General features: G+C 67.7%; 17 protein-coding genes. 5 read left to right on the forward strand and 12 right to left on the reverse strand.

Translation table 11 applies throughout. The features are described 5' to 3' along the window. Positions 1-186: 186 nt before the first annotated feature. The 11 genes from ACYVLV_RS01025 to ACYVLV_RS01075 all read right to left on the reverse strand — a co-directional run bounded on the left by ACYVLV_RS01025 (position 187) and on the right by ACYVLV_RS01075 (position 14857). Entirely contained in the window at positions 187-1260 is a 1074-nt protein-coding gene (locus ACYVLV_RS01025; RefSeq protein WP_460806950.1) for an amidohydrolase family protein, read from the reverse strand. A 32-nt stretch (positions 1261-1292) separates the two neighbouring features. Then, positions 1293-1664 carry an NYN domain-containing protein gene (locus ACYVLV_RS01030; protein WP_460806952.1) on the reverse strand — a complete coding sequence of 124 codons (372 nt, stop codon included), beginning with the start codon at positions 1662-1664 and terminating at the stop codon, positions 1293-1295. 89 nt (positions 1665-1753) lie between these two features. Next, the gene (gene ffh / locus ACYVLV_RS01035) at positions 1754-3322 is read right to left on the reverse strand and encodes a signal recognition particle protein (protein WP_460806955.1); all 1569 of its coding nucleotides are present in this window, start codon (positions 3320-3322) and stop codon (positions 1754-1756) included. Between the two features lie 41 nt (positions 3323-3363). Further along, positions 3364-5976: a CDP-glycerol glycerophosphotransferase family protein gene (locus ACYVLV_RS01040; protein ID WP_460806956.1), complete on the reverse strand. Its 2613-nt coding sequence runs from the start codon at positions 5974-5976 to the stop codon at positions 3364-3366. Then, complete coding sequence (locus ACYVLV_RS01045) at positions 5973-8366, reverse strand: CDP-glycerol glycerophosphotransferase family protein (protein WP_460806957.1); 2394 nt, start codon at positions 8364-8366, stop codon at positions 5973-5975. The genes ACYVLV_RS01040 and ACYVLV_RS01045 overlap by 4 nt, the downstream gene beginning before the upstream one ends. A gap of 122 nt (positions 8367-8488) precedes the next feature. Continuing rightward, positions 8489-8962, reverse strand: a complete 474-nt coding sequence (locus ACYVLV_RS01050; RefSeq protein WP_460806959.1) for a hypothetical protein — start codon at positions 8960-8962, stop codon at positions 8489-8491. Positions 8963-9084: 122 nt separating this feature from the next. Beyond that, complete coding sequence (locus ACYVLV_RS01055) at positions 9085-11313, reverse strand: [protein-PII] uridylyltransferase (RefSeq protein ID WP_460806962.1); 2229 nt, start codon at positions 11311-11313, stop codon at positions 9085-9087. 67 nt (positions 11314-11380) lie between these two features. Next, on the reverse strand, positions 11381-11719 hold the full coding sequence (locus ACYVLV_RS01060; RefSeq protein WP_460806963.1) for a P-II family nitrogen regulator: 339 nt from the start codon (positions 11717-11719) through the stop codon (positions 11381-11383). After that, the gene (locus ACYVLV_RS01065) at positions 11716-13002 is read right to left on the reverse strand and encodes an ammonium transporter (RefSeq protein WP_460807393.1); all 1287 of its coding nucleotides are present in this window, start codon (positions 13000-13002) and stop codon (positions 11716-11718) included. The genes ACYVLV_RS01060 and ACYVLV_RS01065 overlap by 4 nt, the downstream gene beginning before the upstream one ends. A 188-nt stretch (positions 13003-13190) precedes the next feature. Then, positions 13191-13529 carry a P-II family nitrogen regulator gene (locus ACYVLV_RS01070; RefSeq protein ID WP_460806966.1) on the reverse strand — a complete coding sequence of 113 codons (339 nt, stop codon included), beginning with the start codon at positions 13527-13529 and terminating at the stop codon, positions 13191-13193. Further along, positions 13526-14857, reverse strand: coding sequence for an ammonium transporter (locus tag ACYVLV_RS01075; RefSeq protein WP_460806967.1), 1332 nt, complete (start codon positions 14855-14857; stop codon positions 13526-13528). The genes ACYVLV_RS01070 and ACYVLV_RS01075 overlap by 4 nt, the downstream gene beginning before the upstream one ends. A 245-nt stretch (positions 14858-15102) precedes the next feature. On the opposite strand from ACYVLV_RS01075, the gene ACYVLV_RS01080 reads away from it, so the two are divergent. The 5 genes from ACYVLV_RS01080 (at position 15103) to ACYVLV_RS01100 (ending at position 19743) form a co-directional block, all read left to right on the forward strand. Next, positions 15103-16116, forward strand: coding sequence for a glycosyltransferase family 2 protein (locus ACYVLV_RS01080; protein WP_460806968.1), 1014 nt, complete (start codon positions 15103-15105; stop codon positions 16114-16116). Between the two features lie 86 nt (positions 16117-16202). After that, the gene (locus ACYVLV_RS01085; protein ID WP_460806970.1) at positions 16203-16703 is read left to right on the forward strand and encodes a GtrA family protein; all 501 of its coding nucleotides are present in this window, start codon (positions 16203-16205) and stop codon (positions 16701-16703) included. After that, positions 16696-17367 (forward strand): class I SAM-dependent methyltransferase, encoded by a 672-nt coding sequence (locus ACYVLV_RS01090; RefSeq protein WP_460806971.1) that lies wholly within the window; start codon positions 16696-16698, stop codon positions 17365-17367. The genes ACYVLV_RS01085 and ACYVLV_RS01090 overlap by 8 nt, the downstream gene beginning before the upstream one ends. Further along, a complete protein-coding gene (locus tag ACYVLV_RS01095; RefSeq protein WP_460806973.1) occupies positions 17364-19016 on the forward strand; it encodes a DUF2142 domain-containing protein in 1653 nt (550 codons plus the stop codon). Before ACYVLV_RS01090 ends, ACYVLV_RS01095 begins: the two co-directional genes overlap by 4 nt. Further along, positions 19003-19743 carry a glycosyltransferase family 2 protein gene (locus ACYVLV_RS01100; RefSeq protein WP_460806976.1) on the forward strand — a complete coding sequence of 247 codons (741 nt, stop codon included), beginning with the start codon at positions 19003-19005 and terminating at the stop codon, positions 19741-19743. Before ACYVLV_RS01095 ends, ACYVLV_RS01100 begins: the two co-directional genes overlap by 14 nt. An 18-nt stretch (positions 19744-19761) precedes the next feature. On the opposite strand, the gene ACYVLV_RS01105 is transcribed toward ACYVLV_RS01100, so the two are convergent. Beyond that, a complete protein-coding gene (locus tag ACYVLV_RS01105; RefSeq protein ID WP_460806977.1) occupies positions 19762-23055 on the reverse strand; it encodes a glycosyltransferase in 3294 nt (1097 codons plus the stop codon). Positions 23056-23059: the final 4 nt, after the last annotated feature.

The following is a 23059-nucleotide window of genomic DNA, read 5'->3' on the forward strand; positions in this document are numbered from 1 at the left end:
TGGCTGAGGGTCGTTGCCAAGGTGGGGAACACCCAACGCTGACCTTCGATGGGCCGTGCCGCGGTCGAATGAGAGGGGTCCGGCCGCACAGGACTCAGCGGCTGATCATGCCAGAACCCGAGGCGCCGAACCGAATCGGTGCCAGATGTGGCTCGCGTGGTGCCCGCCGCTGCCCGACATGGGCAACTAGGCGACGACGCGACCCCGCAGAACCACGCACACGGGACGACGCAACGTGTCGAGATCCTGGCGCGGGTCGGCGTCGTACACGACGAAGTCGGCGGGAGCTCCCGCCTCCAGGGCCGGCTCGTGGCCCAACCACTCGCGAGCTCGCCAACTGGCCCCGCCCAGGGCGTAGTCGACCGGCATCCCCAGATCGGTCATGGCCATGACCTCGCCCGCGATGTTGCCGTGGCGGCTCATCCCGCCACCGTCGGAGCCGGCGTACAGCGGGACCCCGGCCTCGTAGGCGTTCATGATCGTCTCGCGCTGTCGCGCGTGGAGGTCCGTCATGTGGTGGGCGTACGTCGGGAAGCGCTCGGCCCCCGCTTCGGCGTACTGGGGAAACTTCTCGATCTGCATCACCGTCGGGACCAGGGCGATGTTGCGCTCGGCCATCAGGTCGACCAGGTCCGCGGACAGCCCCGTCCCGTGCTCGATGCAGTCGATGCCGGCGTCGATGAGGCCGGGCAACACGCTCTCGCCGAAGCAGTGAGCGGTCACCCGGGCCCCGTGGGCGTGTGCGGCCTCGATGGCGTCCCGGAAGGCGTCGGCGGGGAAGGACGGAGCGAGGTCTCCCTCGTCCCGGGAGATCCAGTCGCCGACCAGCTTCACCCACCCGTCGCCCCGTTGCGCCTCCTGCGTCACGGTCGCAACCAGGTCAGCCGGCTCGACCTCGTGGGCGTAGTTGCGGATGTAGCGCTTGGTTCGCGCGATGTGCCGACCGGCCCGGATCAGCCGCGGAAGATCCGCACGGTCGTGTATCCAGGAGGTGTCCGCGGCCGACCCGCAGTCCCGGATGAGCAGGGCCCCGGCGTCACGGTTCTCGATGGCCTGGGCCTCGGACTCCTCGTCGGGGATACCGCCGTGGTCATCCATCCCGATGTGACAGTGGGCGTCGACGAGACCCGGGACGATCCATCCCTCGGCCGCGGTGTCGGCCCCGGCCTCTGGCTCGGTGGAGATGCGGCCGTCCACGACGTAGAAGGTGCGCACCTCCCCATCGGGAAGCACCGGACCGTGGAAGCGCAGACTGGTCATGCGCCAGACCCTACGACCCGTTGGCCGATCGGTCAGTCCAACTCTCCGAGCAGCCAGGTCGGACTCATCACCATGGCGCCGGCCCCCTCGACCTTGGCCTGCAGCATGCGATCCGCGGTCACCACGGTGACCCGGGAACCGGCCTCGACGGCCAGGCGGGCCTGCTTCACGATCGCGGCGTCGCCGTCGCGCGGAGCATGCACGGTGCGGACGTGAGCGTCCCGACCGGCCCGTACGCCGCCCTTGGCCTGCCCCTCGAGCACCAGCACGATCACGTCGTACGCCGTGTCCGCGACGAGGAGTTGTTCGTGGAGTCGGGTGGCCGCGCCGGCGCGGTCCTTCCACCATCCGTCCGGGCGGCTGCCCACGACGTTGGCCCCGTCGACGATCAGCGTTGTCCCCATGACCCACCCCCTGTCGCCGAGTCGGCGCTAGTTGTTGAAGTAGCGCCGACTCAGGCCGTTCTCAGCGTCAAGTTGCGCCGACTCGCGGATCACTTCAGGAACTTGGAGAAGTCCTTGGGCAGGTTGAGTTCGGCGGCGGCCTTCTCGTAGTCGACCTCTTCGCCACCAGGGGTGCCGAAGGGGTTCGCGGCGGCCTTCTCCTTGGCCGCGGCCTCGGCCTTCTTGGCTTCTTGGGCCGCCTTGGCCGGGTTGCCCGAGCCGCGCTTGCTCTTGCCCTTCTTCGGCTGCTGCTTGATGTTGCCCCGCTTGCCGCCGCCGGGTCCGCCCATGCCGGGCATCCCGGGGATCCCGCCACCGCTGGCCATCTGCATCATCATCTTGCGGGCCTCGAAGAAGCGGTCAACCAGTTGGTTGACGTCGGAGACCTCACGCCCGGCACCCTTGGCGATGCGCAGGCGACGGGACCCGTCGATCATCTTCGGGTTGTTCCGCTCCGTCGGCGTCATCGACTGGATGATGGCCTGGATGCGGTCGATCTCGCGCTCGTCGAAGTTCTCGAGCTGGTCGCGGATCTGGCCCATGCCCGGCAACATCCCGAGGATCGACTTCATCGACCCGAGCTTGCGGACCTGCTGCATCTGCTCGAGGAAGTCGTCGAGGGTGAACTCGCCGCCCTGGCCGCTCAACTTCGCGGCGGCCTTCATGGCCTTTTCCTGGTCGAAGGACTTCTCGGCCTGCTCGATCAACGTGAGCATGTCGCCCATGTCGAGGATCCGCGAGGCCATCCGGTCGGGGTAGAAGACGTCGAAGTCCGTCAGCTTCTCACCCGATGAGGCGAACATGACCGGTCGTCCGGTCAGCGACCGGATCGACAGGGCCGCACCACCGCGGGCATCACCGTCGAGCTTGGTCAGCACCACGCCGTCGAACCCGACACCGTCGAGGAACGCCTTGGCCGTGGTGACTGCGTCCTGACCGATCATCGCGTCCACGACGAACAGAACCTCGTCGGGGTTGACCGCGTCGCGGATGTCGGAGGCCTGCTGCATCAACTCGGTGTCGACACCCAACCGGCCGGCGGTGTCGACGATGACCACGTCGTACAGCGCTCGCTTGGCCTCCTCCATCGAGGCCCGGGCCACGGCGACGGGGTCGCCCACCCCGTTGCCCTCCTCCGGAGCGAAGACGGGTACGCCGACCCGCTCACCGTTGACCTGGAGCTGCTTGACGGCGTTGGGCCGCTGCAGGTCGCAGGCCACCATCAGGGGGCTCTTGCCCTGGTCCTTGAGCCACAGGGCCAGCTTCGCGGCCAGCGTGGTCTTGCCGGCGCCCTGGAGTCCGGCCAGCATGATGACCGTCGGGCCGGTCTTGGCGTAGCGCAGACGGCGGGTCTCCCCGCCCAGGATCTCGACCAGTTCGTCGTTGACGATCTTGATGATCTGTTGGGCCGGGTTCAGCGCCCCACTGACCTCTTCGCCGCGTGCTCGTTCCTTGACCGCTGCGACGAACTCCTTGACCACCGGCAGGGCGACGTCGGCCTCGAGCAGGGCGATCCGGATCTCGCGCGCGGTGGCGTCGATGTCGTCCTCGGAGAGCCTGCCCTTGCCGCGCAGGTTCTTGAAGGTGTCGGCGAGCCGGTCGGAGAGTGTGGCGAACAAGGTGATCCTTCGTAGATCTCGGTGGGTCTGAGGGGGTCAGCCTATCGGGGGCCCTCGGGCGAAGCGTCGGGTGCGGACGGCTGAGCGTAGAGAGCCCGGACTCGTTCGGACACGCGACGCGAGGCACCATCGTCGAGGTGATCGAAGAAGATCCGTCGCCGCCAGGCGTAGGTCTCGGTCTCTTCGGTCGTCCGTTCCCGGAACAGATCGTCCAGCGCAACGCCCAGCGCCTCGAAGTCCCGAGCCACCGGGCCGGGGAGAACCTCTTCCAAGTCGTAGAAGAGCCCGCGCTCCTCGGTGACGTACCGCTCGTAGTCGTAGGCGAAACTGATGACCGGTCGGCCGGTCAGTAGGAAGTCGACCACACAGCTGGAGTAGTCGGTGACCAACGCGTCCGCCACCCGGTACAGGATCTCCAGGGTGGGGAACCTGCGCGCGGACAGGTCGATCGGCTTCAGGGGGGCCAGCATCCGGGAGTACGTGTGGGCCTTGTCGGCCATGTGTTCGCGGATGCCCAGCACCGCGTTGTTCCGCTCGGCCCAGCCGGCGAGCCAGTCCAGCTCGGTGGACGAGAACTCGTAGTAGGCCTCGGCCTGGCCGCTCTTGAAGGTCGGGAGGAACATCACGAGCCTGCGGTCCCCCACCTCGGCTCGGAGGTCGGCCTCCTGCTGGCTCAGATCGGGAGGGAGGAGCGCGTCCTCTCTCACGATGAAGTCGTTGCGCGGCAGTCCCGTGGGCCACATGTCGTGCAGCGTGAGGGGGTGGAACGCGGCGGTCATGGCCAGGGTGTCGATGGCCGAGGAGGTGATGACGGCGCGACACTGCGCATTCTCGGCCCGGACGAACTCGGGATTCTGCGAGGCGTCGAAGGTTGCGGGGCCGAACCGCTTGAGGGGGATCCCGTGCCAGAGGTTGATCAGGTTGTGTCGCTCGGGGTCGACCGGGAACTCCACGTTCTTGTGGACCCCGTGCTTGAGGAAGACCTGACCCGAGCGCAGGAGGTGGTACTGACCCTCGGGGCTGTGAAGCGGGACCGCGACCGTGTTGACCCCGTCCACCTCGACGGCCCGGGATCGGGTGAGGATGATCTTCTTGATCGCGGGGTCATCGCGGACCTCTTCGAACAGGGCGCGTTCGTTACCGGCCAAGGTGTGCTCGTAGCCGCACACCGGGAAGGCCCACCACTCGTCGTACGTCGGTGTGGTGGCGTCCTGGTCGGCGAACTCCTCGTCGTTCAACAAGGTCGGCACCTCGACGCCGCCGTCGGCTCGGGTGTGGATCGCGAAGCTGCGTCGGATCCGGTCGTCGGGCGACACCCGCCACAGATTGGCTTCCATCTGCTCCACGGGCGCCTGCGGCACCAACTCCGCGACCCGCTCCTTCCACGACTCCAGATCAGGGGTGTCGTAGGGGTTGTCGGCCAGGAAGGCGCGCTTGAGCAGCGGGAAGCCATCGGCGATCAGGTCGAAGGCCGCCGGGCCGTAGATCGGGTGGTACGGGTGCAGGTCGGCGGCGTAGGTGTCGAACTCGTACCCCTGGCCGATGAGGTACTGGGACGTGCCGGTTTCGTACTTGTAGATGATCATGATCTTCGAGGGCTGTGCGGCCACCGCCTCCAACCGTTTGCGGAATCCCGCGTCGGTGATGATCGGGCGTCGGACGGCCAGGAAGTAGGACCCGATGTGGACGAACCCGTTGCCCTCCATCACCGCCCGCGGCAGCATCTCGCGCTTGACGTGGTCGATCGGCAGGGGTTCTCGCTGCTCACCGGTCCCGTCGAAGTACCTAGCGGTGACCTGCAATCCCCACCAGTCGCACCTGCGTTCGTTCATGGCGGCGAAAACGTCGTCCAGGGGGCGCAGCAGGTAGCAGCTGTCGTTGACGAAGAGCACCTCGTCGTACGTCTCGAGGACGTCCCAGCCGACGTAGTCGCGGGCGAGACGCGAGTAGGAGCCGAAGTCGTAGGTTCCGTGCCGTTCGCTCCACGCACCCGCGGCGAGACCGCCCAACTTCTCGAGCTCGCCGTTCTGGAGCGCACAGTCCGCGAGGTAGTAGACGTCGGCGAACCGACTCAACTCGCGGACGTAGGCCACCACGACGTCGTCGATCAGCCCGTCCGGGTCGTAGCCGGCGAAGAGACAGGCGCGTCGCACCGGGCCTGCGCCCAGGGCGCTCGGAACGGGCCGCTCGGGTCGGGTCGGCAACGGGTCGTGGCCGACGTACTGACCCTCCAGCAGGTAGTGGACGAGCGGGTTGGGTCCCTCGACCGCCGGATCGAGATACTCCGACCAGTACCACCACACGTCGAAGGACAGACTCGGGTTGCGCAGGGTGCGCCATCCACGGTGGGCGAAGTGCTTGATCGGGTCGTCTCCGCGCATCGCTGCGGAATTCGCCTCGAGGTACGCCGGCCCGTCCACCGCGCCGCTGCCCCGGATGAGGGCGACCTCGCACTTGAAGGACTCCCCCTGGTGGACCTCGGGTCCTCTCCCTGCGTTGTGGGCGATGAATTCGTCCAGGTCCGGCACCTCGGCCAGCCCCGCCTCGCGGGCCCTCCGCAGCAGGGCCAGGGCGCTGCCGTCCCGTCGTTCGACGAGCTGACCCCACTTGGTCACCAACGCACGCCAACGGAGGTCGTACTCCTCGGGGCTCATGCGTTGATCCCTTCCACGTAGAGGCTCTTGACCATCCTCACCACACGATGACTGCTCTGGTCGTCGACCCACTGGTGGAAGAGCTGCCGTGATCGGTCGCGACGTCGTCGCGCCTGGTCGTCGGGCTCGTCGAAGACGGTGTCGAGGGCGTCGCTGAGTTGATCGAACGACCGCACCACGGGTCCGGGCAGGACGTGTTCGAGGTCGTAGAGCAGGGAACCGGCCACGTCGTCGAGGTCGGGAGCGAAGTTGACGATGGGCCGGCCCGTGGCCAGGAAATCCAGCGCCAGGCTGTGGTAATCGGTCAACAGCGCGTCGACACTGCGCAGCACGACGTGCACGTGGGGATAGCGCCGGGCGGAGAGGTCGAGGCTCACCTCACGCAACGAACGCGAGTAGTCGCGGGTCTGATCGTGGGGGTGTTCACGCAAGCCGAGCACGACGTCGTGACGTGTGCACCACTCGGCCAACCACGAGGTCTCACTGTGGCTGAAGGGGTAGGCGGGTCGATCATCTGGTGCGCGACGACTCGGCGCGAACAGGAGCAGCCGTCGGCCGTCGAGCTCGTCTTGTAGTCGATCCTCCTCCCCCGCCAGATCATCTGGAAGTCGGTCGCGCGCCGCGAGAAGGAAGTCCAGGGCCGGGTGGCCGGTCATCCACAGATCGTCGTACGCCAGCGGGTAGTGGAGGCTGCCGGCCGCGAGTTGATCGACCCGGGAGGAACCCAGGGCTGCCCGGGTACGCCGCGGCCCGGCCGGGGCGATGGGCCGAACCGAGGCCGAGGCGGACGACTGGGCGGGACTTTCCAGGGCGAGACCGGGTCGAACCACGATCACGTTGTGGTCCGACGAGAGCGGCTGCCCGAGGCTGGCCCGGGGGCGGTCCTTGACGAACACCTGCCCCGACCGAAGCAGGTGCTCCTGCCCCTCGGGACTGTTCAGCGGCAGCACCACCACGTTCTCGCCGGTCAGCGTCACGTCCCGACTCCGCGTCAGGACGATCTTCTTGACCGACGGGTCGTCCCGTACCTCCTCGAAGATCGCGCGACTGTTGTCCGGCAGGGTGTGCAGGTCCGCGGAGACCGGGAAGGCCCACCAGTGCTCGAAGGTGGGGGTCGCGGCGTCCCGACGTCGAAAGTCTCGTCCCGCCAGGAGCCGCGGCACCGTCACGGCTCCGGTCTCGTCGCGTTCGATGGCAAAGCTGCGGGCCAACCGGTCGTGCGGGGCCACCCGCAGGAGGTTGCGTTCGAACATCTCAACCGGAGCGTCGGGCACCAGCGACGTGATCCGTTCCTTCCACTCCCGCAGCCCGGGGACGTCGTAATGGTTCTGGTAGATCAGGTATCGCTTCAGCAGGGGGAACCCCGTTTCGACCAGGCGGAAGTACCACTCGGTGAACAACGGGTGGAACGGATAGAGATCAGAACAGAAGGTGTCGAAGGCGAACCGGTTCCCGATCAGGTAGCGGGTCAGTCCGATCTCGTACTTCTGGATGATCGCCAGCTTTCCGCGCTGACGGTGGACGCTGCTGAGCAGTCGACGGAAGCCGTCGTCCTGGACGACCGGCCGGCGGAAGGCCAGGAAGTAGGAGCCGACGTGGAAGTCGTAGACCACATCTCGCTCGAACTCCTCCAGCAGTTCCTCGCGTAGTCGAGTCAGGGCGATCGGCTCGGCGAACGAGTTGCTCGGCTCCGCCGCCGTGAGCGCCAGGCCCTTGGTCGCCTGGAGCCCCCACCAGTCGCAGGCGCGGGCATTCATGTCCTCGAACACGTCGTCGAGGGGACGCAAGAGGTAACAGCTGTCGTTGACCAGCAGGACCTCGTCGTACTCGTCGAGGACGTCCCAACCGACCAGTTCCTGGGCCAACAGTGAGTAGGACCCGAAGTCGTAGGCGCCGTGCCGGATGGCCCAGGCCCCGGTCGTGCACTCGTCCAGTTTGGCCAGCTCATCGGGATCCAGGTAACCGTCACACAGGTAGTAGACGTCGCTGTGCCGGCTCAGCTCCCGGGCGTAGGCCACGACGTAGTCGTCCACGACGCCGTCGACGTCGTGTCCGGCGAGGAGGCACACCCGGCGTACGGGCCGGTCGGCCGGCAGCGGGTGTCCGGGCCCGGCCTGCGTGGTCGCCGGCATCCCCGTGTGCCCGGCCGCCCGGCCCTCGAGGATGTAGTGCGCCAGTGGGTTGGTCTCGTCCTGACTCGGGTCCAGATAGTTCGACCAGTACCACCACACGTCGAAGTCCGCGCTGGGACGGAGCAGCTCCCGCCAACCGGTCCGACAGAAGTGCCGCAGCAGGTCCTCGTCGGTTTCCCTGAGGGCGGGGCGTTGCGCGGCGTAGAACTCGTTGTCGAACAGCCCGGATCCGGCAATCACCTCGGCGTCCAGCGTCACCCGCGGATCGTCGCGGTCCCGCGGACCCGCAGCGAGCCGGCGCACGGCTGAGGCCGTCGGCGGGTCAGGTTCGACGTGGCCGGGTTCCCCGGGCTCTCGAGGCGTCCCGTGCGCGCGCTGGGTCACTGGTGCTTTCCGGCGCTACGTCGTTCCTCGGTGAGAAAGTCGACCAGGGGGTTGATCCCGGCTTCGGCGACGTCGGGGTGGGTGCGCAGGTAGTCGCGCGTGCTGAAGCTCGGGCTCGGATCGAAACCAGCGGCGGCACCGTGTCGGAGGTAGTGGAGGGCGGCACTCTGTCCGCTGGCCACCACCTCCGGGTGCTGGATGAGGTACCAGGGGCCAGCGAAACTGTCGGAGGCCCGGAGCAGGGCTGCGTCGTCGTCCTCGTTGCTTCTGCGGCCCACCAGTTTGGCGCCGACCCGCAGGGCGCGGGTGGGCTTGCCCTCGCTCTCGTGCTGGTCGAGGTGTGCGTCGATGGTCTCGGCCAGCTTGTTGAGCTGGGCGCTCAAGCGTTTCAGCCTGCGGCTGTCGCTCGCCGAGGTCTCGGCGATCTCTTCCTGCGCAGCCCGTACCTGAGCCAACTCGAGTCGACACATCCTCAACTCTTCGACGACTCTGTCGGACTCGCTCGGTGTTTGTGCCATGGCAACCTTCATCGCTGGTTCGGATCGAGCCGTACTATCTCATCCCACCAAGAGGCCACCGGCTAAACCTCGCGCTAGGCGTCCCGCGTGTCTGTGGAGGTCAACGCCTCTCGGACCGCATGGGCAGCCTCGGCCGCTCGCTCGTCGGACAGGACACCGGCGCTGTCCTCCTGCAGGTAGAAGACGTCGACCGCCTGCGGACCCAACGTGTCCAGGTGCGCCGATCGTACGGCGATCCCGAGGCTCGCGAGAGCCGCGCAGACCAGGTACACCACCCCGGGTCGATCGGCGGCTCGGACCTCCAGCACGGTCGACTGCTCGCTGGCCTCGGGCTGGACGACCACACTCGGCGCCAGCGCTGAGGAGTCGGCGGGCTGCAACCGGGCGGTGGGGTCCAGGCGCCCGTCCACGATCGCGGCGTACCGGGTGCGCAGGATGGCCGGATCGACCACTTCCTCGGCGATCTCCCACACCGCGACGGCGTGCTCGCCCTGGGACCAGATCCGGGCGGCCCTGACGGGAGTGCGTTGGAGGGCGAACATGGCGGCCAGGTTGGCCAACAGCCCGACCCGATCCACCGCGATCGTGGTCACCCGGGCTCCGCCCACCACCGGTTCCACCTCGATCGAGACCGCGCCGGGTTCCAACTCCGGGATCGGTTGGTCCTCGGTGCGGATGGCCGGCCAGTCGGTGCCGGAGTCGAGGGTGGCGTGGGCGCGGCGACCCAAATCGCGGATGAGACCCGACCGCCACGACGACCAGGCCTTCGGGGAGGTGGCCTTCGCGTCGGCCTCGGTCAGGGCGATGAGCAGGGACACCGCTTCGGGCGTACCCAGGCGGGAGGTGATCGTCTCCACCGTCGCCGGATCGTCCGGGTCCCGGGTCGTGGCCGTTTGCGCCAGGAGCAGGTGCCAGCGCACCAGCAGGGCGATCAGGTCGACCGATGGTTGCTCGAACCCCATCCGCGTCGCGATGGTGCGCGCGATCGGCTCCCCCGCGATGCTGTGTTCGACCAGTCCACCCTTCCCGATGTCGTGCAGGAGCGCGGAGATCATCAGGACATCGGGGCGGGCCACGGTGCGGATCAGGCCGGAGGCCTCCATGCACGTCTCGACCACGTGTCGGGCCACGGTGAACCGGTGGATCACCGACGCATGCGGCACGAGGTGGATTCGTTCCCACTCGGGCAGGATCAGGTTGAGCGCCCCCGTCTCCTCGAGCGTCTCCCAGACCCCCAGCAGCCCCCGTCCCGAGGCCAGCAGGCGGACCAGCAGCTGTCGGGCCTCGGTCGGCCACGGGTTCGGCAGTTCCCCGCACTCCCGGACCAGCCGGGCTGCGGTGGCCGGAGCCAGCAGGGCATCCTTCTCGGCCGCGGCGGTGGCGGCGCGGAGCAGCAGCACCGGATCGTTCGCCGGACGTGCCCTGCGGTCCAGGACGACCTCGCCCTGGGACAGCGCGACCCCGTCGGCCAGGGGTTCGAGCTGCGGACGACGGGGGGCGGTCGCGGAGGTGGGGCGGCGTAGGAGGTCGTCGACCCGTCGCCAGGCCAGGCGGGAGAGGTGGGTGATGCGGCGCGCGATGCCCCGCACGTACACCTGGGCGGCCCGATCGTCCTCCAACCCCAGCCCGGGGGCGAGGTCGCTCCACATCTCCGGCGTGATCCGATCGGTGGCCCGTCCCGCGATGCCGTGCACGAGATCGCGAACATCGAGCAGCGCCTGACGGCTGCGCTCCAGATCCGCGTGCGGTACGTCGATCAGCCAGGTCGCCACGAGCGCGTTCAGGACCGTGGCGTCCCGCAGACCCCCGGTGGCCTCTTTCAGGTCCGGGATCGAGAGATGGGCCAACTCCCCGGCCCGCGCATGTCGGGCGCGAACCATCGTCTGGAGGTCGGGTAGGCGGTTCTTGGCGCCTCGTCGCCACTGCGCCAACATGGTGGCCCGCAGTCGCAACGTCAGATTCGGGTCGCCGGCGACGTGCCGGATGTCCAGCAGTCCCGACGCCACGCGGACGTCGTCCTCGGCCGCCGCGATCATCTGCGAGAAGGTCCGGACCGAGTGGTCGATCGTGGAACCCGAGTCCCAGAGCGGGTACCAGACCTTCTCGGCGAGCTCTCGAACCTCCACGCCGTCGTCGCAGACGAGCACCACGTCCAGGTCGGAGAAGGGCGCGAGCTCACCGCGGCCGTAGCCGCCGACCGCGACCAGCGCCGCGCCGACGTCGATGCCACCCGAGGCCTGGTAGGCGGAGGCGCACATCGCGTCGGCTGCTTCGGTTCGCTGTGCTCGTTGTGCGGCGGTCATGTGACTGCGCTCCCGGCGGTGGGTCGTGGTGGTGCCGGGGACCGGCTGGCCCCGCTGGATTCAGCGATCAGATCGCCGCGTCGTCCCGGTCGCCGGTCCGCACCCGCACCACGGACTCCAGCGGGCTGACCCAGATCTTGCCGTCGCCGATCCGTCCGGTCTGCGCGCTGGTGGTGATCGCAGCCGTCACGCGTTCCGCGTCGTCGTCGGCCACCACGATCTCCACCCGGATCTTGGGCACCAGGGCGATGTCGTACTCGGCACCCCGGTACACCTCGGTGTGTCCCTTCTGGCGCCCGTAGCCGCTGACCTCGCTGACGGTCATCCCGGTGACACCCTGGCCCTCCAGCGCTTCGCGGACGTCCTCCCATTTGTGTGGCTTGATGACGGCGGTGATGAGCTTCATCGGCGCTCCTTGTCGGCTGGTGGTGAGAGAACCGATCCCGAGGTTCGGGATCCGGCGGTGGAGTGGAGGTCGTAGGCGGTCTCGGCGTGGACGATCAGGTCGATGCCGTTGACCTCGTGTTCTTCGTCGATCCGGAAGCCCATCGTCTTGTCGACCACGAGTCCGATGATGCCCGACATCACGAAGGCGTAGACGAGGACCGCGCCACCGCCGAGCAGTTGACGGCCCAACTGGTCGACTCCCCCGCCGTAGAAGAGCCCGTCGACACCCGTGGGGGCGGCGGCCGTGGCGATCAGACCGATCCCGAAGGTGCCCACCAACCCGCCGACCATGTGGACCCCGACGACGTCGAGGGAGTCGTCGTACTTCCAGCGGTACTTCAGTCCCACCGCGAGCGCACACACCACACCGGCGACGAAGCCCATGACGAGTGACCCCATCGGGGACAGCGATCCGCAGGAAGGGGTGATGGCGACCAGGCCCGCGACCAGGCCGGAGGCAGCACCCAGTGAGGTGGCGTGCCCGTCGCGGATGCGTTCGAGGGCCAACCACCCGAGCACCCCTGCCGCGGCGGCCAGCAGGGTGGTGGTGAAGACGACGGCGGCGTCCTGGTTCGCCGCGAGGGCAGATCCGGCGTTGAATCCGAACCAGCCGAAGTAGAGCAGACCGGCGCCGAGCATGACCAGGGTCAGGTTGTGGGGGCGCATCGGGTCGCGCCCGAATCCGACCCGGCGTCCCAGCACCAGGGCCAACGCCAGTGCCGAGGCACCCGAGTTGATCTCGACCGCGGTTCCCCCGGCGAAGTCCACGACGCCGAGGTTGTTGGCCATCCATCCCCCGACGTGGTCACCGTCGGAGAAGTCGAAGATCCAGTGGGCGATCGGTGCGTACACCAACAGGGTCCAGGCGGCCACGAACACCATCCAGGCCCCGAACCGCGCGCGGTCCGCGATCGCACCGGAGACCAGGGCGCCGGTGATGACGCAGAACAGGCCCTGGAAGACGGCGAAGAGCAGAAGGGGAATCGTCGAGTCGCCGTTGGCGCCGGGTTCGAGGAGTTGTCCCAGTCCGGCGTACTGCCGTGGGTCTCCGATCAGGCCGTAACCGAGGTCGTCGCCGAAGGCCAGGGAGTAGCCCACCATGGTCCACAGCACGAGGATCACCGCCAGGGACCCGAAGGTCATCATCATCATGTTCAGCACGCTCTTGGAGCGGACCATGCCGCCGTAGAACAGCGCCAGTCCGGGAGCCATCAGCAGGACCAGGGCCGTGGCGGCCAGCATCCAGGCGGTGTCTCCGGAGTCCAGGGAGCCCAGGTCGGCGACGGTGGACAGGAAGCCGGCGAGGTGAGGTTTCACGGACGCAGATTCTGCATTCTGATTGTTTCGTCGTAGCAGGGTTCAGGTTTCCATCGTGTTAACGGCCCGACTGCGTGAGCAGCCGGGCCGTCAAACCGACGAAACCGAGGTGGTTAAACCGCAGCCTCGTTCTTGTCGCCGGTGCGCACCCGGATGACCGTCTCGATGGGACTCAGCCACACCTTGCCGTCGCCGATGCGTCCGGTGCCGGCGCTCTTGACCACGATCCCAATGATGTCCTCGGCGTCCGGGTCGTCGACGACGATCTCGATGCGGATCTTGGGCACCAGGGCGATGTCGTACTCCGCCCCGCGATACACCTCGGTGTGGCCCTTCTGGCGGCCGTAGCCGCTGACCTCGCTGACGGTCATGCCCGTCACCCCGAACGTCTCGAGGGCTTCACGAACGTCTTCCCACTTGTGCGGCTTGATCACCGCGGTCACGAGCTTCATGAGGTGGCTCCTTCTTTGCGGGTCGAGGGGCTGGTGGCGGAACCGCTCAGGACGCTGGGGCGGTTGCTGCTGGACAGGCTGGTGTGGAGGTCGTAGGCGGACTCGCCGTGCTGGTCGAAGTCGATGCCCTCGATCTCGGCCTCCTCGTCGATACGCCAACCCAGGGTGTACTTGATGGCCAGGGCGATGAGCAGCGTCATGACACCAGACCAGGCGACCGCGACCAGTACGCCGAGGAGTTGGTCGACCAGGGAGCCGATCCCCCCGCCGTAGAAGAGGCCGTCGACCACGCCGCCGGCGATGTTGTCACCCTCTGACGCGGTGGTGGAGAAGAAGCCGATCAGCAGTGTGCCGACGATGCCACCCACGAGGTGGACTCCGACGACATCGAGCGAGTCGTCGTAGCCCAGCTTGAACTTCAAACCGACCGCCCAGGCACACAGGGCACCGGACACAACGCCGATGCCGAGAGCACCGAAGATGTCCACCGCACCAGCGGCCGGGGTGATGGCGACAAGTCCGGCGACGATGCCGGAGGCGGCACCCAGCGTGGTGGCCTTGCCGTGCAGCAGGCGTTCGACGACCAACCAGGCGATGATCGCGGCCATCGTGGCCAGGGTGGTGTTGGCGAAGGTCTGACCGGTCTCGGCCAGGAACTGCTCGCTCGCATCGAGCTCGTCGCTGAAGACGATGGAGCCCACGTTGAAGCCGTACCAGCCGACCCACAGCAGGGCCGCGCCGAGCATGGTCAGCGTCAGGTTGTGCGGCCGCATGGGCTCGCGGCCGAAGCCGATCCGCTTGCCGACGACCAGGGCGAGCACGAGGCCCGCGACACCGGCGTTGATGTGGACGGCGGTTCCGCCGGCGTAGTCCTGCGCGCCGATCGTGCCGCAGATGAGCGAGTCGTCGCCGCACTGGAAGACCATGTGGGCCAGCGGGAAGTAGGACAGCGTGACCCACAGCGGCACGAAGACGACCCAGGCCGACAACTTGACCCGGTCGGCGATGGCCCCGCTGATCAGGGCAGTGGTGATCACCGCGAACGTCAGCTGGAACATCATGAACGTGTAGCCGTCGTACCCGACGTCCTGAAGACCGAAGTTCGTCACGGGAGAGGCGAAGAACGTCCCGTCCCCACTGAACACCATCGAGTAGCCGTAGAGCACCCAGAGGATGCCGACGATGGCCATCGCGATGTAGGACATCATCATCATGTTGAGCACGGACTTCGAGCGGGTCATCCCGCCGTAGAACAGGGCCAGCGCCGGCGTGGTCATCATCAGCACCAACAGCGTGGCCACGAGCATGAAGGCGTTGTAGCCGTCCATGGAACCTCCAGATACGTGAAACGGAGGGGTGCGAGCAGCGTCGCGACAGCGTTGTCGACGGCGGGTCCCACCCCATTCACGAGTACTTTCGGGCAACGAGGTTTCGTGGTGTTCGCCACCGTGTTGCCGTCGTGCAACGAGTTCGGGGGTTTTGTTTCGCCCTGGTAACGCCAGCCTGTGAACCCCTGGTCCCGCCGGCGGTGTGCACGCCGGGGGTGGGCCGCGCGGCCACTACAGTCACCTTCATGCCCGGACGCAGCCCCCGCATCATCGCCACCATGATGGTTCGCGACGAGATCGACATCGTTGCGGCCATGATCGAGCACCATCTCGACCAGGGGGTGGATCTCCTGATCGTCACCGACAACGCGTCGGTCGACGGCACCACCGAGATCCTCGAGCAGTACGCCGCCACGGGTCAGGTCGAGCTCCACCACGACCCTCTGCATCGCAAGCAACAGGCCAAGGTGGTCACCCGGATGGCCCGCCGGGCCCGCACCGAGCATCAGGCCGACTGGGTGCTGAACCTGGACGCGGACGAGTTCCTGGTGCCCCTGGACCTCTCGATGACGGTTCGGCAGGCCCTCGAGGGCACGAGCCTGCACCTGAACGCCTTCACCACCCCGGTCACCAACCTGGTCGGACCCGCAGGGTGGTCGGGCAGCGGCGTGGACCGCCTGGTCTGGCGTGATGTCCGCTCCGAGGAGCAGTTGCAGGCGGTCGGCATCCACGCCCAACCGACCGCGAACGCCGTCCATCGCGGGGAGTCGGACGTCTGGATCGCCCAGGGAAACCACTTCGTCTCACTCGCCAGCAACGGCCAACCGCCGCCGGAGGTCGCGATGGAGGTGCTGCATCTGCCGTGGCGCTCGTGGGCCCAACTCGAGCGCAAGGTGATCAACGCCGGTCGCGCCTACGACAGCAACCCCGAACTGCAGCCCAGCCCGCGTCACCACGGGATGAAGGACTATCGGCGCTACCAGGCCGGCCGGCTCCAGGAGGCCTATCTGGCCCGCACCCCCCAGCGGTCCGAACTCGAGGCGGGGGAACGTGATGGTTCCTATGTCCGCGATGACTGGCTGGCCACGCACCTTCGCTCCCTGCTCCAGCGGGCGTTGCTTCCCGACGCGTTGCGTCCGGTGGTGGACCCTGCCGCCGACGATCCGGTGCCCGAGGACGAACACGCCGACGGGGCTGCCCGAGGCAGGGCGCAACTCGCCGCCGAACCGGAAGACGCCCCGCAGCCCGTCGGTGGGTAGTCTGACGCGCCATCCCCCACGATCAGCCCCCTCAGTCCCCCATCCAGCCAGCCCGATCCGCAGCCCGACGTCCAGAGGAGCAGTACGTGTCGCGTCCGCCCTCTGCCACGCCGCGAGGTCTCGCAGCGCTGAAGGCCCGGATCGAACGACGCTGGCCGATGTTCATCAAGGAGATGTCGGCCTTCGGGGTCGTCGGTGGCGTCAACTTCATGGTCGACCTGGCGGCGTACCAGGTGATGTATTCGGTGTTCGCCCAGGGCGCCCTGGTCTCCAAGGTGGTCTCGACCGCGCTCACCTCGACCCTGGCCTACTTCATGCACCGACACTGGTCCTTCGCCCACCGCGCGAAAACCGGAGTACGCCGCGAGTACACCCTGTTCATCCTGCTCAGTGCGGTGTCCCTCGGCATCGGCCTGGCCATCATCGGGGCCACCCGCTACGGGTTGGGCCAGACCGACATCGTGGTCCTGCAGATCGCCAACATCATCTCGATCGGAGTGGGAGTCGTCTTCCGCTTCTACGCCTACAAGCGGTGGGTGTTCCTGCCCGCCGAGCAAGCCGCAGCCGGAGAGGCCTCACGTGACTGACCCATCCGCGACCCCAGAACGCGACCCCGGGACCTACCAGGCCGGGTACTTCGAGACCCGGTTGGCGCACGATCCGAATCGACGCGCGGTCTGGCGTCACATCTGTGACTACCTCTCCCGGTGGATCGCCCCGGATGCCGACGTGCTGGAGCTCGGTGCCGGGTGGTGTGACTTCGCGAACCTGATCCAGGCCGGTTCGGTGACCGCGATGGATCTCGATGCAGTCGTCGAGCGCGCCGCGGAACCGCATGTGCGCGCGGTGGTCGGTGACTGCACGGACCTCAGCGAGTTCGCGGACGCCAGCTTCGACGTGGTCTTCGCCTCGAACCTGCTCGAGCACCTCGAGCGTCCGGTGGCCACCGCCCTGCTCGCCGAGGCCAAGCGGGTGCTCCGACCCGGCGGACGGCTGCTCCTGCTACAACCCAACTTCCGGCTCAACCCCGGCGGCTACTTCGACGACTTCACCCACGTGGCGATCTACACCGACCAGTCGCTGTCCGACTACCTCGTCTCCGAGGGCTGGTCGATCCAGCACGTGGCGGCCCGCTTCCTGCCCCTGACCATGAAATCCAAAGGTTCTCGACTCACCTTCCTGGTGCCCTACTACCTGCGCTCCCCCATCAAGCCGATGGCGGGTCAGATGCTGGTGGTGGCCGGTCGATGAGCAGCTCCACCTCCGGAACCCCGACGGCGTACGCCGAGCGTCGTCCCGCACTGCTCGCCGCCCTGTTCGTCCTGCCCTACCTGCTGTTCAGCCTGAGCTGGGCGGTCAGCAATCCGCCGGGGGCTGCACCCGACGAGCAGCACCACCTGGTCAAGGCCATCGGTAGCGGTTCTTTCCAACTCGGTCGCGCCGGGCCCCCGCCCGCGTCAGATGCCCCACCCAACGTGGTGACCCGCAACGCCTCCATCACCCGGATCTACCGCATCCCCGAGCGCCTGGTCTCCGGGCAGGGGTACCGCTGCTTCGCCTTCGCGCCCGACATCACGGCTGACTGCCTGCCCGATCAACCGCCTGGCAGCGGCGACGGGGAGGTCGAGTTCGACACTCCGATGGGTGCCTATCCCCCGTTCCTCTACGCCCCCATCGGGTGGGCCACCCTGTCCACACAGACCCCCGAACAGGCCTTCGTGGCCGGCCGGTTGGTGGCCTCGTTCCTGAGCACCCTCCTGTTGTGGATGGGGGTCACCCATGCCGTGCGTTGGCTGGGACGACGGGTGGTGCTGGTCTTCGCGGTCGCGATGACCCCGATGGCCGTCTACTCCACCGGCATCCTTTCGATCAGCGGCATCGAGATCATGGCCTCCTGCGCGGTGGCCGCCGTGGTGCTGGTGGCCCTGCGCCGCCCAGAGTCCGTGCACGCCGTCAGCACCCACCTCACCCTCCTGACCGCCGGTGTGGCGCTAGCGCTGGGTCGACAACTCGGGGCGCTTTCCTTGGGGTTGATGCTGCTGGTGCTGTTGGTGGCCGCCGGCCGTCAGCACCTGACCACCCTGCTGCGCACCCGACCGCCCACGTTCCTGCTCACCGTCGTCGGCATCCTCGCGGCGACCGTGACGGTCGCGGCGTGGGAGTTGACCTATGACCACCCCTCCAACACCGGTTCGGTGCTGAACAGCGATGCCGTCCTCCCGTTCGTGGAGCGGTCCTACGGCTACCTGGTATCCAGCATCGGCCTGTTCGGTTGGCTCGACACCCGGATCCCGGGACCGGCCACCGGAGCCTGGTTGACCCTGTGGGTGGTGGTGGTCGGCTTCGCGCTGATCATGGGACGACGACGGGACGTCGTCATCATCGCCCTGGGGCTGATCGGCCTGTGGACATTGGCCTTCGCCCTCTACGCCAGCGTCTTCTACACCATTTCCGCAGACATCCAGGGGCGCCAGTTCCTCGGGCTGACCGCGTTCCTGGTCATCCTGGCGGGCGGGGTCGTGGTGGACCGGCTTCCGTCCCTGGGTCGGGCCGCGGTGACACGCAGCTACCTTGCGGTCGCGCTCGTGGTCGGTGTCGTCCAGGCTCTCTCGCTGTACTTCAACGCCCGTCGGTACGCCGTCGGCGTACCCGGCCCGTTCTGGTTCGTGCCCGAAGCGACCTGGACCCCACCGGGGGGTTTCCCACCGTGGTTGGGCCTGGCTGCGTTCGCCGGGGTGCTGCTGACGTTCGTGGTCTTCAGCTTCCGCCCCCGGGATCTCGGGGCCGAGCTGACCGGCAACCCGACTGGCCAACCGACTGGCCAACTGACTGGCCAACCGACTGGGGAGAACCGCAACATCGTGCAGGATGAGAGGGTCGTGGACCATGTGGAACGGTAAATCGTTAGCGGTCGTGTTGCCGACCTACAACGAGAAGGACAGCATCGCGGAGTGCATCCGTGGTTTCGAGGCGCTCGGGGTGGTCGACGAGATCATCGTCGTCAACAACAACGCCGCCGAAGGCACCTCCCAGGAGGTCGCCCGCACCGGTGCCCGCGAGGTGATCGAGACCGAGCAGGGCTACGGCGCCGCCATCCAGCGAGGCCTGCGTGAAGCGGACTGCGACCTGATCGCGATCTGTGAGCCCGACGGCACCTTCGAACCCGCCGATCTGAGCAAACTGCTTCCCTACACCGGCGAGTGCGACTTCGTCATCGGTTCCCGAACCGTGTCGACGTTCATCTGGCAGGGCGCCAACATGAACTGGTTCCTACAGGTCGGCAACTGGTTCGTGGCGAAGATGATCGAGGTGCTGTTCAACACCACCTCGTTGTCGGACGTCGGCTGCACCTTCCGCGTCGTCTCCCGCGAGTGTGTCGAGGACCTGAGCCCCTCCTTCCGCAACACCGAGTCGGCGTTCGGTCTGGAGATGCTGCTCCTGGCCGTGGTCCGGCGGATCAAGGTGGTTCAGATCCCGGTGAACTACCTGCCCCGGGTCGGCCAGTCCTCGGTCACCGGTGACCTCGACAAGACCCTGCGTCTGGGGTTCTTGATGATGTGGATGGTGATCCGCACCCGGATCACCCCCGGGATGAAGCGACCGCGCCCGGTGCGACGCCGCAGCTGAGTTCAGTCCGGTCTGGGCTCAGTCCGCGAACCCGCGGGCGTGTCGACGCTCCCGAGCGATCTCGATCAACCGGTCCGCTCTGGCGCCGAACGAGTGCTCGCGTGCGATGAAGGCGGCCTGAGTCCGGCGTTCTTCGTCATCGCCGAAGATGTCGTCGAGGTCCAGCGAGGACGTCATCGCGATCAGGTCCTCCGGTGTGCGCCAGATCTGCACGGAACGCCCGAAGATCTCAGCGGCACCCTCGACCTCGTCGCTGACCACTCGGGCGCCGCTGGCGACGGCGTCGAAGAGTCGGTTGGAGATGAACCCCTGCGCGCGCATGTCGTCCCAGTGATCGTTGAGCACGACGCCGGCGCTGCGGTACGCCGCACTGACCAGGTCGTTGCGCAGGTAGATCCCCTTGACGAAACCCTCGGGGAGGAACTCACTCCAGTGATCGCCGTAGATCGACAGCGGTAGATTCGATTCCACCGCGTCGCGGACGATCGGCCGGTAGATCTTGCGGGAACTGCCCACGAACACCACCGGATGGCCGGTGCCGGGCCGCGCGCTGTCGGGGTGGAACAGCCCGGGATCGGTGGCCTGCAACATGGGTTCTATGTCGATGCCCCAACGCTTCGAGGTCGCGGCACTCCAGCGGAAACTGGCGGCAAGGAGCCGGTCGTAGCCCGCTGCCTCCCGCTGGCCCAGTTTGTCCGGGTGGGAGATCACCCAGCCGATGCTGATCTGTTCGGGGGTCGGGCGGAATGAGGAGAGTCCGCGCAACACCAACGCGACATCGTCGTGCCGGCTGGTCGTCCGCTCGAACTCCAGGCGGTGATCGATCACCACCTCGTGTCCCCGTGCGCGCAGCGCGGTGGCTACCGCTCGGGCGAAGTGGGTGTCCCCCCACTTCTCTCCCTCCCGTCCCCACGGTGCAGGGTTCTTGATCGCCCACCGGAGGGGGCGGAGTCGGTCACTGATTTGCAGTCGCTCGGCACGCACCAGGACCGGGTCGGGGATGATCAGACGTCGGCTGCGCCGGTCCTTGGCGTCGCGCAACTGGTGGTCCACCACGCGCATCCCCACGCTGGCCCACAGGTCCACGTCGTCGCGGGGTTCGGTGACTCCGGCCCAACGGCCCAGATAGAGCTCGCGGTTCGACAGGTGCTTGGCGAAGCGACCCTGGGTGCGGGATTCGTGGTGGATCACCGGAGCCTCCGGAAGCACCCGGAAATGTCCCTCACGCATCGCCGCGAGCCGATGACACAGGTCGATGTCCTCCATGCCGTTGGTGAACACCGGGTCGAACCCACGCAGCGCGATCACATCGTCGTAGCGCAGGGCCATGGCGGCCCCGGTGATCGCGGAGAACTCTTGCTCCTCGACCCGAGCGGCGTCCTCGACCGGAAAGTTGGCCAGGAAACTGTGCGGCAGACCGCCCGTGGCGGGGAAGGCCACTCCCGCCGATTGCACGGCACCACTGGGGAACAACAGCAACGGCTGGGCGCCCAGCACCTGCGGATCCGACAGGGCCCGTTGCAGTGGGCTCAGCCACTCGACCGGGACCACGGTGTCGTTGTTGAGGAACACCACCGTGTCTCCGCGCGCCTCGACGAGAGCGAGATTGTTTCCGAGCGCGAACCCGTGGTTCACCGCGCTGTGGATCAGCGAGATGTCGGGGTACCGGGCCGCCAACGCGTCGAGCATGACGCTGGTGTGCAGATCGGAGCCGTTGTCGAAGACGATGCACTCGACGCTCGGCCTCTCCGGTGGCGGGTCCTGCGCGTCCGACTCCGTCTCGGATCCGTCATCGGGGGTGGGCGCCGAAGCGAGCACCGAGCGCACGGCCGCCATGGTCATCGCCCAGTCGTGGTAAGTCGGGATGATGACGGAGACCAGGCCAGCGGTGGGAGTACGCCGGGACAACTCGTCCCAGTCGATCAACGTGTCGTTGAGGACCACGTCCTCCCACGAGTCGATGTTTTCGTGGTCGGGCAGGGGTCGCTGGGCCTCCGGTGGGAGTTGGGCCTGCGAACGTGAGCGGAAGACACGACGGGTCCCGATGTGGGCCACGGCCTCGATGTCCTGCCGGTCCAGAAGATTCACCACCAGGCGGAAACGCCAGGCCCCGGGCCGGTCATCGACCAGACCGCCGTCCTCGATGACGCTCTGCAGGAGTTCTCGTCGGACGAGCAGGCGGGGCAGCTCCACCGCGGACCGGGACGTGACGGCTCCCTTGCGTTGGCCGCCGCTGGCGAAGCGCGAGGCCCCCTTGGCGGTGACTCCCTCCAAGATGTCGGCCACGAGGGACCGGTCGTCCGGTTGGGCTGCGATGACCAGCGCTCGCAGTCGGTCCGGAGTCCATTCGTCGCCCGCATCGAGGAACGTCACGTAGCGTCCCGTGGCCGAGTCGATGGCGTGTCCCACGGCTGCGCTGGGGTCGCTCGGATCCTGGCGGATGACGGTGATCGGTCGGGCTTCGGACAGTTCGGCCGCGCACAACTCCTCGAGGCCGGGGATATCTCCGCGGTCGAGGACCACTGCCTCCCACTGCGGCAGCGTCTGGGCGTGCAAGGACCGCAGGGAGGCGATCAGGTGCTCGGAGCTGAAGCCGGCCGTCACGACCACCGTGACCGATGCTTCAGCCGGCCCCTCAGGCGGTGCAGCGGCTTGAGCGAACATCTCGGTGAAGCGGTCGATCTGAGCGGAGGGGGCGCGGTCGCTCCACACCCTCGGCACACTCCGCCGTTGTGCCTCCCACTCGGCTGCGCGATCTCGGACCCAGGCCAACAGGTCCTCCTGTCCCCCGTCGTCGTCGAGGGGCAGCCACCGGGTCGCGGAGGCGCGCTGAGCGGCGCCGATCTCCTGATAGTGGCCCAGAGGGCCCGCGGGGTGGCTTCGTGCGTCGGGATTGCGCGTCAGGTACCCGACAGTGGTGAACAGCGGGTGCGTGGGAACCCGGAAGGCCTTGCGTCGCAGGTAGACGACCAGGGGGTTGCGATCCCCGATGTCGCCGTCGTAGCCCTCGGCGAAGAACGCGGGGTCGAACAGGGGGTGGGGGCGGAGGCCCTCGGTGGCGCTGACGCGTAGGAAGTGACGCACCGCCTCGAGCCGGTCGAGCTTGCGACGCAACTGGGCGGCGTACCACTCGTGATCGAAGAGCGGTGACTCGTTGAGCAGTCTCTCCTCGGCGGTGAGCCGTTCGGTGGGTTCCTCCGGCGTGGGCCCGGGCTCGTCGTCCTGGGCACCGGACAGCGCTCGGACCCTGCGGCCCAGGGCCTTGCCGGCGCGCGCGACGCCCTTGTCCGTCCTGTCAGGGGGTTCGCTCATCGAC

The sequence above is a fragment of the Nocardioides salsibiostraticola genome (assembly GCF_054783655.1).